General features: G+C 75.1%; 9 protein-coding genes and 1 rRNA gene. 8 read left to right on the top strand and 2 right to left on the bottom strand.

Translation table 11 applies throughout. The features are described from left to right. A 5S ribosomal RNA gene (gene rrf / locus ACTMSW_RS19430) occupies positions 1 to 69 on the top strand; the annotation flags it as partial. 90 nt (positions 70 to 159) lie between these two features. Here rrf and ACTMSW_RS19425 read toward each other — a convergent pair. Continuing rightward, on the bottom strand, positions 160 to 2,139 hold the full coding sequence (locus ACTMSW_RS19425; RefSeq protein WP_441182033.1) for a hypothetical protein: 1,980 nt from the start codon (positions 2,137 to 2,139) through the stop codon (positions 160 to 162). On the opposite strand from ACTMSW_RS19425, the gene ACTMSW_RS19420 reads away from it, so the two are divergent. Both ACTMSW_RS19420 and ACTMSW_RS19415 read left to right on the top strand, forming a co-directional pair. Continuing rightward, a complete protein-coding gene (locus tag ACTMSW_RS19420; RefSeq protein WP_441182043.1) occupies positions 2,104 to 3,135 on the top strand; it encodes a hypothetical protein in 1,032 nt (343 codons plus the stop codon). The genes ACTMSW_RS19425 and ACTMSW_RS19420 overlap by 36 nt on opposite strands. After that, positions 3,132 to 4,151 carry an HAD-IIA family hydrolase gene (locus ACTMSW_RS19415; RefSeq protein WP_441182032.1) on the top strand — a complete coding sequence of 340 codons (1,020 nt, stop codon included), beginning with the start codon at positions 3,132 to 3,134 and terminating at the stop codon, positions 4,149 to 4,151. The genes ACTMSW_RS19420 and ACTMSW_RS19415 overlap by 4 nt, the downstream gene beginning before the upstream one ends. Positions 4,152 to 4,179: 28 nt before the next feature. On the opposite strand, the gene ACTMSW_RS19410 is transcribed toward ACTMSW_RS19415, so the two are convergent. Next, positions 4,180 to 4,518, bottom strand: a complete 339-nt coding sequence (locus ACTMSW_RS19410) for an SCP2 sterol-binding domain-containing protein (RefSeq protein WP_441182031.1) — start codon at positions 4,516 to 4,518, stop codon at positions 4,180 to 4,182. A 115-nt stretch (positions 4,519 to 4,633) separates the two neighbouring features. Here ACTMSW_RS19410 and ACTMSW_RS19405 point away from each other — a divergent pair, with 115 nt between their 5' ends. The 5 genes from ACTMSW_RS19405 to ACTMSW_RS19385 all read left to right on the top strand — a co-directional run bounded on the left by ACTMSW_RS19405 (position 4,634) and on the right by ACTMSW_RS19385 (position 11,320). Then, entirely contained in the window at positions 4,634 to 5,278 is a 645-nt protein-coding gene (locus ACTMSW_RS19405; protein WP_441182030.1) for a phasin family protein, read from the top strand. A gap of 28 nt (positions 5,279 to 5,306) precedes the next feature. After that, entirely contained in the window at positions 5,307 to 5,576 is a 270-nt protein-coding gene (locus ACTMSW_RS19400) for a hypothetical protein (RefSeq protein ID WP_441182029.1), read from the top strand. Between the two features lie 17 nt (positions 5,577 to 5,593). Continuing rightward, on the top strand, positions 5,594 to 6,454 hold the full coding sequence (locus ACTMSW_RS19395) for a TlyA family RNA methyltransferase (protein WP_441182028.1): 861 nt from the start codon (positions 5,594 to 5,596) through the stop codon (positions 6,452 to 6,454). A gap of 67 nt (positions 6,455 to 6,521) precedes the next feature. Beyond that, complete coding sequence (locus ACTMSW_RS19390) at positions 6,522 to 7,406, top strand: NAD kinase (RefSeq protein ID WP_441182027.1); 885 nt, start codon at positions 6,522 to 6,524, stop codon at positions 7,404 to 7,406. 182 nt (positions 7,407 to 7,588) lie between these two features. Further along, positions 7,589 to 11,320, top strand: a complete 3,732-nt coding sequence (locus tag ACTMSW_RS19385) for a S8 family serine peptidase (RefSeq protein ID WP_441182026.1) — start codon at positions 7,589 to 7,591, stop codon at positions 11,318 to 11,320. Positions 11,321 to 11,346 lie beyond the last annotated feature (26 nt).

The raw sequence follows: 11,346 nt of genomic DNA, 5'->3' as shown, positions 1-11,346 counted from the left end.
GAAGCTAAGCCCTCCAGCGCCGATGGTACTGCACCCGGGAGGGTGTGGGAGAGTAGGACACCGCCGGACAATCTTCCAGTCGAGGGCCGCCCCAGTAGGGTCGGCCCTCGACTGCGTCGCGCCTTCGATGGCGCAATCAGGAAGGATGTACCTGTGAGTTCAGAACCGCAGGGCGGAGACCGTCCGCGTCGTAACGAAGACCGATCCGCTGGACGCGAGGGCGCGCCGCGCCGCGACGACCGCTCGCCCTCTCGGGACGACCGGGGTGGCCAGCGTGGCTCCGGCGCCGGCGAGCGGGGCGGCCGCGAGGGCGGCTACCGGGGTGGTGACCGTCGCGAGGGTGGCTTCCGTGGCGGCGACCGCGATGGTGGATCCCGTGGCGGCGACCGCCGTGAGGGCGGTTTCCGTTCGGGCCCCCGCGATGGTGACTCCCGTTCCGGCGGTTTCCGTGGCGGCGACCGCCGTGAGGGCGGAGACCGTGGTGGTTTCGGCGGCGGTGAGCGTCGCGAAGGTGGCTTCCGTGGCGGGGACCGTCGTGAGGGTGGCTTCCGTTCCGGTCCTCCGCGCGAGGGTGGCTTCCGTGGCGGTGACCGTCGCGAGGGTGGCGACCGTCCCGGTGGTTTCCGCGGTGGTGACCGTCGCGAGGGTGGCGATCGTCCGGGTGGCTTCCGCGGTGGTGACCGCGAGGGTGGCTTCCGTGGCGGTGACCGTCGTGAGGGTGGCTTCCGTTCCGGTCCTCCGCGCGAGGGCGGCGACCGTCCGAGTGGTTTCCGCGGTGGTGACCGCGAAGGTGGCTTCCGTGGCGGTGACCGTCGCGAGGGTGGCGACCGTCCGGGTGGCTTCCGCGGTGGTGACCGCGAGGGCGGCTTCCGTGGCGGTGACCGTCGCGAGGGTGGCGACCGTCCGGGTGGCTTCCGCGGTGGTGACCGCGAGGGTGGCTTCCGCGGCGGCGACCGTCGTGAGGGCGGCTTCCGTGGCGGTGACCGTCGTGAGGGCGGCGACCGTCCGGGTGGTTTCCGTGGCGGCGACCGCGAGGGCGGCTTCCGTGGCGGTGACCGTCGCGAGGGTGGCGACCGTCCGGGTGGTTTCCGTGGCGGCGACCGCGAGGGTGGCTTCCGCGGCGGCGACCGTCGTGAGGGCGGCTTCCGTGGCGGTGACCGTCGCGAGGGCGGCGACCGTCCGGGTGGTTTCCGTGGCGGCGACCGCGAGGGTGGCTTCCGTGGCGGTGACCGTCGCGAGGGTGGCGACCGTCCGGGTGGTTTCCGCGGTGGTGACCGCGAGGGTGGCTTCCGTGGCGGTGACCGTCGCGAGGGCGGCGACCGTCCGGGTGGTTTCCGCGGTGGTGACCGCGAGGGTGGCTTCCGCGGCGGCGACCGTCGCGAGGGCGGTTACCGTGGCGGCGACCGTCGTGAGGGCGGCGACCGTCCGGGTGGTTTCCGCGGTGGTGACCGCGAGGGTGGCTTCCGCGGCGGTGACCGCGAGGGTGGCTTCCGTGGCGGTGACCGCCGTGAGGGTGGCTTCCGTTCCGGTCCTCCGCGCGAGGGCGGTGACCGTCGTGAAGGTGGCGACCGTCCGGGTGGTTTCCGCGGTGGTGACCGCGAGGGTGGCTTCCGTGGCGGTGACCGCCGTGAGGGTGGCTTCCGTTCCGGTCCTCCGCGCGAGGGCGGTGACCGTCGTGAAGGTGGCGACCGTCCGGGTGGTTTCCGCGGTGGTGACCGCGAGGGTGGCTTCCGTGGCGGTGACCGCCGTGAGGGTGGCTTCCGTTCCGGTCCTCCGCGCGAGGGCGGTGACCGTCGTGAGGGCGGCGACCGTCCGAGTGGTTTCCGCGGCGGGGAGCGTGAGGGTGGCTTCCGCGGCGGCGACCGTCGTGAGGGCGGCTACCGTGGCGGCGACCGCCGTGAGGGCGGCGACCGTCCCGGTGGCTTCCGCGGTGGTGACCGCGAAGGTGGTTACCGCGGCGGCGACCGTGAGGGCGGCTTCCGCGGCGGGGACCGTCGTGACGAGCGGCCCGAGGTCGGTGCCGAGGGCACCTCGGCGCCGGTGCTCTCCGACGACATCTCCCCGACCGACCTGGACAAGGACGTCCGTGCCGAGCTGCTCTCGCTGGCCAAGCCGGTCGCGGACACGGTCGCGCGGCACCTGGTCGCCACGGGTCAGCTGATCGACGAGGACCCGGCCGAGGCGCTGGCGCACGCGCTGGCCGCCCGCCGGCTCGCGTCCCGGATCGCCGCGGTGCGGGAGGCCGTCGGGCTCGCCGCGTACCACGCGGGGGAGTGGCAGACGGCGATCGCCGAGTTGCGCACGTACCACCGGATGAGTGGCCTCCAGAACCACCTGGCGGTACTCGCGGACTGCGAGCGGGCACTGGGCCGGCCGGAGCGGGCGATCGACCTGTTCCGGGGCGCGGACCGCGACAAGCTGGACCCCGCCGTCGCCATCGAGCTGCTGATCGTGGCCGCCGGTGCGCGTGGCGACCTCGGCCAGAAGGACGCGGCGGTGGCGATGCTCCAGGTCCGTGACCTGAGCGCCGACGTCCCCGAGCCGTGGACGGCTCGGTTGCGGTACGCGTTCGCCGACGCGCTGCTCGCGGTCGGCCGGCGCGACGAGGCCCGCGAGTGGTTCTCCCGGGCCGCCGACGTGGACACGGAGGGCGAGACCGACGCCGCCGAGCGGCTGCTGGAGCTCGACGGCGTGGTCATCGAGGGCGACGAGGAGGACGAGGCGGAGGAGATCGCCGCAGGTCCCGGTACGCCGGGCGCCGTGCCGACCCGCTCTGACGCCGACCTCACGAGCGACGACGACTCGGACGAAGACCACGACGACCTCGACGACGAGGACGACGAGGACTCCGACGACGAGGACTTCGACGACGACGAAGACGACGAGGACGACGAAGACCTCGAGGACTCCGACGACGAAGACTTCGACGACGACGACGAGGACCAGGACACCGACCGGGACGAGCGCGACGCGACCGCGTCGCACCCGACCGGGACCGCGTCGACCGAGGCCGACGTGCACGGGATCGCCGACGACCTGGCCGACGACGAGCTGACCGACGCGCAGGCGCGGGAGCTGGCGGAGAAGAGCGACGCGGCGACGGACGCCCCCGGAAAGGACGCCGGACAGCGATGACGAGTGACGCCGGGGAGCGGCTGGTCGACGGGTACACCCTGGTCGCCTTCGACCTGGACGGAGTGATCTACCTGATCGACCGGCCGATCCCCGGCGCGGTCGAGGCGGTCGGCCGGCTGCACGCCGAGGGGCGGGCGGTGGCGTACGCGACCAACAACGCCTCGCGTCGCTCCAGCGAGGTGGCCGACCTGCTCACCGGCATGGGCGTGCCGGCCCGACCGGACGAGGTGCTGACCTCCGCGGCGGCCGCGGCCGAGCTGCTGGCCGACCGGCTCCCCGCCGGCTCGGCGGTGCTCGTGGTCGGTGCGGAGGCACTGCGGGCGGAGATCCGCGCCGTCGGTCTCGTTCCGGTCTCCCGCGCGGACGAGGCGCCGGTCGCGGTCGTGCAGGGGTACGGGCCGCAGGTCGGCTGGGTCGACCTGGCCGAGGCGTCGGTGGCCGTACGCGGTGGGGCCACCTGGATCGCCACGAACACCGACCGGACGCTGCCCAGCGGTCGTGGCCCGCTGCCCGGGAACGGTTCCCTGGTCGCCGCGCTGCGCACGGCCCTCGGGCGGGACCCGGACGTGGTCGTCGGCAAGCCCGAGCCGGAACTGTTCGCGGCGGCGGCCCGGCGGGCCGGTGCGGGCCGGACGCTGGTCGTCGGCGATCGCCTGGACACCGACATCGAGGGCGCCGGCCGTGCCGGGCTGGACAGCCTGCTCGTCCTCACCGGGGTCAGCGACGTCGCCGAACTGCTCGCCGCGCCGCCGGAGCGCCGGCCCACGTACGTGGCGAAGGACCTGGCGGGGCTGTTCGACCCGGCGGCCGTGGTGCGGGTGCCGGGGCCGACGGACGCCGCCGGCTGGTCGGCGACGGTACGCGACGGTCGGGTGGAACTGGCCGGAGCCGGACGCCCGCTGGACGCGTTGCCGGCGCTGTGCGCCGCCGCGTGGTCGGCGCCGGAGCCGCTCCGGGTGCACGCCGCGTCGACGGAGGCCGCACAGGCCCTGACCGAGCTGGGCCTGACGGCCTGACCTGGCCGGCCCGTCCGGACCGGTCGGCTCAGAGCAGCTTGCGCAGCTTCATCAGGTCGAACGGGTTCGCCTTGATCGAGATGCGCCGGGACGCGACCGCCCGGGTGACGTCCAGCTCACCGCGGACCAGCGCGAGCAGGTCGTCGCTGGTGGTGCTCAGCGCGATCTTGGCCTTCGGGTCGTCGCCGTCGGTCAGGTCGACCAGACGTCCGCCGGTGAGCCGGCCGTGGAACGCCGTGTCCAGATCGGTGATCCGGCAGGCCAGCGTCCGGTCCAGGTCGATCTTCTCCCGCACCGTCTCCGCGTTGCGGTCCAGCCGGGCGGCGAGATCGTGCAACGCCTGTCGGCACTCGTCCACGCTGGCCACCCGGAGCCTCCTCAACCGCTCGCCACGCCGTCGGAGGCACCGTACCGCACGGGGTGGTTCCGGGTGCCCGGTAGCGTGAGGACCACACACCCCCGCCCCGCGGAAGGACTCCGGTATGCAGGACGCGTGGCGCGCCTACCTCGAGCTGGCCATGGGCCTGACGGAGGCGCCCCGGAAGAAGGCGCAGGACGCGGTACGCCGCGTGGTCGGTCAGGGTGGCGCCACCGCCGGCCAGCTCCAGGCGCTCGCCGAGGAGCTGGTCTCCACCGGCGCCGCGAACCGTGAGGCGCTGACCAAGCTGGTGCGGTTCGAGGTCGACCGGGCCCTCGCCGCGGTCGGGCTCGCCACCGCCGACGAGGTGGCCGAGCTGACCCGCCGCGTCCACGAGTTGGAGCGGCAGCTGCGCGAGGCCAAGGCGACCCTCGGCGTGGCACCGGCCACCCCGGCCACCGCCGGGCCGACCCCGACCACCCCGACCGCCGCCGCCTCCGTGTCGCCCGGTGCGGCGGAGCCCGCCGTGCCGACCACGGCAGCGGCACCCACCGCGCCCGGCACGTCGCACGAAGCGGCGCCGGTCCCGACGAAGGCGATCGCGAAGAAGGCCGTCGCCAAGAAGGCGGTGGCGAAGAAGGCCGTCGCGAAGAAGGCGCTCGTCGTCAAGCCGCCGGCCGACGTCGCCCCGACCGCGCAGCCGGCGGAGCCGGTCCGGCCGGCGAAGAAGGCGCCGGGCGGTAAGCGGCAGCCGGGCGGTGCCGAGTGACGCGCCGCGTCGCGTACCGGAGCGGGTCGTGACGGGGCCGCGGCCCGGACCTCCGCCCGGCGCGCGACCCGGTCCGCCCGGCGCGGCCCGCCCCGGCCCGCCGGGCACCGGGTTCCGTGCGGGGCCGCCGCCGTTCGGGGCCGACGAGGACCTCGACGAGGTACGGCACCCGGCCGTCGACGCCGCCGTGCAGGCGATGGCCAACGCGGCGGGGCTGCCCCCGGCGGACCAGATCGCCCAGTACGAGGCGGCCTACCAGACGCTGCGGGAGACCCTCGCCACCATCGACCAGTCCTGAGGAGCCGAGAACCACCCATGGCACGTCGTAACCGGTTGGACGCCGAACTCGTCCGCCGTGGCCTGGCCCGCTCGCGGGAGCAGGCCGCCGCGCTCGTGGAGGCCGGCCGGGTCCAGCTGCGGGGAGTGCCGGCCCGCAAGGTCGCCGCGATGGTCGACCCCGCCGACCCACTGCTGGTCACCGGCAGTGACCCGACCGAGGAGTACGTCTCCCGGGGCGGGCACAAGCTCGCCGGCGCGCTGGCCGCGTTCGCTCCCGGCGGGCTGACCGTCGCCGGTCGGCGCTGCCTGGACGCGGGGGCGTCCACCGGAGGCTTCACCGACGTGCTGCTGCGCGCCGACGCGGCCGAGGTCGTCGCCGTCGACGTCGGCTACGGCCAGCTCGCGTGGCCGTTGCGCACCGATCCCCGGGTACGGGTCTTCGAGCGGACCAACGTCCGTACGCTGACCCCGGAGGGCATCGACGGGCCGGTCGACCTGACCGTCGCCGACCTGTCGTTCATCTCGCTGCGGCTGGTCCTGCCCGCGCTGGCCGGCTGCACCCGTAGCGACGGCGACCTGGCCCTGATGGTCAAACCGCAGTTCGAGGTGGGCAAGGAGCGGGTCGGCGCCGGCGGGGTGGTGCGGGACCCCGCGCTGCGGGCCGAGGCGGTGCTGGACGTGGCCGCCGCCGCGGCGCAGCTCGGCCTGGGCCTCGCCGACGTGGCCGCGAGCCCGCTGCCGGGGCCGAGCGGCAACGTCGAGTTCTTCGTATGGTTACGCCGGGACGCACCACCCGCCGACGCGGAGCGGGTGCGTGCCGTGGTCACGGCCGGGCCGCAGGGCCTGGCGCCGTCCGGCGGGCTGCCGGGCGCGGCGACGGAGGAGGTGGCCGGGTGAGCGAGCTGGTGGACCGTGCCGGCGCGGGGATGGCGTGCGGGCCGGTCGCGACGGGCGGGACGAGCCGGTGAGCCGGACCGCCCTGCTGGTGACGCACACCGGCCGCCGGCGCAGCACCGAGCACGCGCGGGCGGTGGCCGCCGACCTGATCGCGGCCGGGTTCGAGGTACGGGTCGTGGCCGAGGAGGCCGACGACCTCGACCTGCCGGGCGTGGTCCCGGTGACCGGGCCGGAGGCCGCGGAGGGGGCGGAGATCGTGTTCGCGCTCGGCGGCGACGGCACGTTCCTGCGGGCCGCCGAGCTGGCCCGGCCGGCGAAGGCGCCGCTGCTCGGCATCAACCTCGGCAAGGTGGGCTTCCTCGCCGAGGCCGAGATCGACGACCTCGACACCGCCGTCCGTGACGTGGTGGGGCGCAACTACACGGTGGACGAGCGGCTCACCCTCGACGTGACCGCCGAGTTCGACGGCGGGCCGACCATCGAGTCCTGGGCGCTCAACGAGATCAGCGTCGAGAAGGGGGAGCGGGCGCAGATGCTCGAACTCCTGGTCGACGTCGACGGCCGCCCGCTGTCCCGGTACGGCTGCGACGGCGTGGTGTGCGCGACCCCGACCGGTTCGACGGCGTACGCGTTCTCCGGGGGCGGCCCGGTGGTCTGGCCGGAGGTGGAGGCGTTGCTGCTGGTGCCGATCAGCGCGCACGCGCTGTTCAGCCGGCCCCTGGTGACCGCGCCGACGTCCACGTTCTCCATCACCGTCGACCCGTTCACCACCCTCGCGGTGCTGTCCTGCGACGGACGCCGCGTGTACGACCTGCCGCCGGGGGCGCGGGTCACGGTGCGCCGCGGCGCGCTGCCGGTACGCATCGTGCGGCTGCGCGACCGTCCGTTCACCGACCGGCTGGTGGCCAAGTTCGACCTTCCGGTGCTGGGCTGGCGCGGCAGCCGCCGCTGACCCCGCCGTCGCGCAACCCACCGGACAGCCGCCGGTTCCGCCGACGCCGTGCCGTGTCCACCTGGCGACATGTCGCCGGTGCGGCGGGCCGCACCTAGTGACCCACCCGTGAGCTCCGTCGCAGACTCCGAGCGGTCGATCTCCACACGAGGCCGGCCCCATGGAGCAGAGGAGCGCATCGCATGCACTGGCCCCCACGCTGGCTCAGCGCCGGCGCGGTCGGCGCGTTGGTGGTCGGGCTCGCCGTACCGGCGTCCGCCGACCCGCCCGCCCGGCCCGCCGGCCCGAGTCCGGGCACACCCACCCCCGGCACCGCGCCCGCCCGCGTCACCCTGATCACCGGCGACCAGGTCGACCTCGCCCCGGCCGCGTCCGGTCGGGTCGCCGCCACGGTCCGTCCCGGCCCCGGCCGCGACCGGATCACCTTCCACACCCTGGAGGTCGACGGCGGGATTCGGGTGCTGCCCAGCGACGTCGTGCCGTACGTCTCCGCGGGGGTGCTGGACGGCAACCTGTTCGACGTGCAGGAGCTGGTGGCCGACGGATTCGGCGACGCGGCGCAGGGCGCGCTGCCGCTGATCGTCCGCTACCAGGAGCAGGCCGGTGGGCGGGTTCGTCCGCTCGCCGGGGCCACCGCCGTCCGCCCGCTGGAGAGCATCAACGGCGCCGCGCTGAAGGTCGGCAAGGGTGACCTGGGCGGGCTGTGGACGACGCTGCGCGGCACGCCGCCGGCGCGTACCGCCGCCGGCGCGCCGGCCCGACTCGGCGCCGGCATCGCCCGCGTCTGGCTGGACGGGCGGGTCCGCGCGGACCTGGAGCACAGCGTGCCGCAGATCGGCGCGCCGGCGGCCTGGACGGCCGGGCGCGACGGTGCGGGCGTCAAGGTGGCGGTGCTGGACACCGGCGTCGACGCGAACCACCCCGACCTGGCCGGCCGGATCGTCGAGGCGAAGGACTTCAGCAGCACCGGCAGCGCGCAGGACGGCCACGGCCACGGCACCCACGTGGCGGCCACCGTCGCCGGCGGGGGCGACGCCTCCGGTGGGCTGCGCAAGGGCGTCGCGCCCGGCGCTCGGCTGCTCGTCGGCAAGGTGCTCGACGACTACGGCACCGGCTACGACTCGGGGATCATCGCCGGCATGGAGTGGGCCGCCCGCTCCGGCGCCAAGGTGATCAACATGAGCCTCGGCGGAGGCGCGACCGACGGCACCGACCCGATGAGCCAGGCGCTCAACGACCTGAGCGCCGAGACCGGCGCGCTCTTCGTGGTCGCCGCCGGCAACGAGGGCGCGGCGAACAGCGTCGGTTCGCCGGGCGCCGCGACCGCGGCGCTGACCGTCGGCGCGGTGGACCGCGACGACAAGCTGGCGGACTTCTCCAGCCGCGGCCCGCGCGTCGGTGACGGCGCCGCGAAGCCGGAGATCACCGCGCCGGGCGTCGGGATCGTCGCCGCCCGGGCCGCCGGCACCAGCATGGGCACCGCGGTGGACGACGCGTACACCCGGGCCAACGGCACCTCGATGGCCACCCCGCACGTCGCCGGCGCGGCCGCGATCCTCGCCCAGGAACACCCCGACTGGACCGCCGGCCAGCTCAAGGACGCGCTGGTCAGCACCACGAAGCCCACGCCGGACCTGACCGTCTTCGAGCAGGGCACCGGCCGGGTCGACGTGCCGCGGGCGCTGACCCAGCGGACGTACGGCTCGGCCACCGCCGACTTCGGTCGGCTGACCACCGGCGCCGCGGCGCTCGAACGGACCGTGACGTACACCAACGGCACCGGCGCCGCGCAGACCCTGCGCCTGGCGCTGGAGCTGCGCAACATCGACAGCGACCGGGCGGAGCCGGACGGCGTCGCCGTGGGCGCCACCGAGGTCACCGTCCCGGCCGGCGGCAGCGTGGCCGTTCCGCTGCGCGCCGACCCGGCGAAGCTGGACCGCGGCACGTTCGGCGGTTGGCTGGTGGCGACGGGCGCGGACGGCGTCACGGTCCGCACCGCCGTCGCGGTCACCCTGAGCGGCCCGATCCACACCGTCACCCTGCGCGCGCTGGACATGGCCGGGAAGCCGGGCATCTCGCCGGTGGTCACCCTCTTCGGCGAGCACTCCGACTCCGACTTCCTCGGCTACCTGCTCGGCGACGAGATCCAGGTGCGGGTGGAGGAGGGCCCCTACCTGCTCCAGTCGCTCATCGAGCACGGTGCCCCGCTGGACGAGCAGCTGACCCTGGTCACCGACCCGGAGCTCATCGTCGACCGGGACATCACCGTGGTGCTCGACCCGCGTAAGGGCACGCCCGTGCGGATCGAGACCCCGAAGCCGAGCGAGCAGCGGGCCAAGCTCAGCTTCTACGAGCACCGGGTCTTCGGCAACGGCCGGCAGGTCGACCACGGGGTGATGACGTTCAGCAGCGTCCAACAGCTCAACGTCACCCCGACCCGGCCGGTTAGCGAGGGCGAATTCGAGTTCTCCTCGCGCTGGCAACTGGTCGCGCCGATGGTGGACGCGAGGGTCAGCGGCGTCTCCGGCCCACTGGACGTCAACCTGCTGGGCATGTCGCCGGCGCCGACGGGCCGGCGGAAGCTGCCGCTGGTCTGGGGCGGCACCGGGACCGCCGACGAGTTGGCCGGGGCGCGCGGCGCCGCCGTGCTCCTCGACGGCAGCACCGACCGCTCGGAGAACGACCAGGTCGCGGCGGCCGCGGCGGCCGGCGCCGCCGTGGTGCTCATCGTCCGGCCGGCGGACTTCAGCGCATGGACGTTCTGGCGTCCGGACGGGGAGCGGCTCCCCGTCCCCACGTTGGCCGTGGCCAACGACGACGGGCAGCCCATGATCACCGCGGCCAGGACCGGCCGTGCGACGCTGGACCTGACGCTCACCGTGGACAGCCCCTACCTGTACGACGTGTTCCAGGTGTCCAAGGGCCGCGTGCCCGAGCGGATCGAGCACACGGTGACCGCGGAGAACACCGCCGAGGTGACCGCCCGCTACGGCGACACCGGCGGTCTTGACTGGGCCACCGAGCAGCGCTTCGGCTGGCGTCCGTGGCAGAAGTTCTCCTGGAACGACGACCAGCGGATGGTGCGTACCGGCACGGTCCGGCGGGAGTACGTCAGCGCCGGTGACTCCTGGTGGCAGCACCGAGTGCTGCACAAGCTGATGTGGATGCAGTCGGAGCCGCTTCGTGGCGGACTCACGGACCAGGCCCGCCGCTACGCCGCCGACGACCGGGAGACCGAGACCTGGCACGCCCCGGTCGTCCGGCCGGCCGTGCCGGCCACCGGCGGAGCGCCGGTTCCCACCCGCACGGGGGACACCCTCGACCTGCGGGTCGCCGAGTTCGTCGATGCCGAGGGGCACTACGCCCCGGCCGGCTCCGGTGAGGAGCAGGACGACGTCGAGGCGCGGCTCAGCCGCGACGGGCAGCTGATCGCCGACCTCTCCGACGGTTGGGCCCCGGTGCCGACCACCGCGGCGGCGGCCCGGTACCGGCTGGACCTGACCACCCGGCGCGCCTCGGAGGAGTGGCGCTGGGCGACCCGGACCGAGACGGCCTGGGAGTTCACCTCGTCCCGCCCGGCCGGGGAGGCCGCTCAGCCGCTGCCGCTGCTCCAGGTCGACTACCGGGTTCCGGCCGACCTGCGCGGTGAGGTGGCCGGCGACCGACCGCACCGGCTGGAGCTGACGCTGCGCCAGCCGGCGGGCGTACCCACGCCGACCGGCACCCACCTGCGGGTGGAGGTGTCGTTCGACGGCGGGCGGACCTGGCGGGCGGTGCCGATGCGCGGCTCGGGCACCCGGTTCACCGCCGTGGTGCCGGCCGGGCGCGGCACGGTGTCGCTGCGGGCACACGCCCGCGACGGCGCCGGCAACACCGTCGACCAGACCGTGGTCGACGCGTACGGGCTGCGCTGACTCCGACGGGGGCGGGGCGGCCGGGT

The organism is Micromonospora sp. BQ11 (assembly GCF_052068135.1).
Taxonomy (GTDB): Bacteria; Actinomycetota; Actinomycetes; order Mycobacteriales; family Micromonosporaceae; genus Micromonospora.
This window is presented reverse-complemented; position numbering and strand designations above follow the sequence as displayed.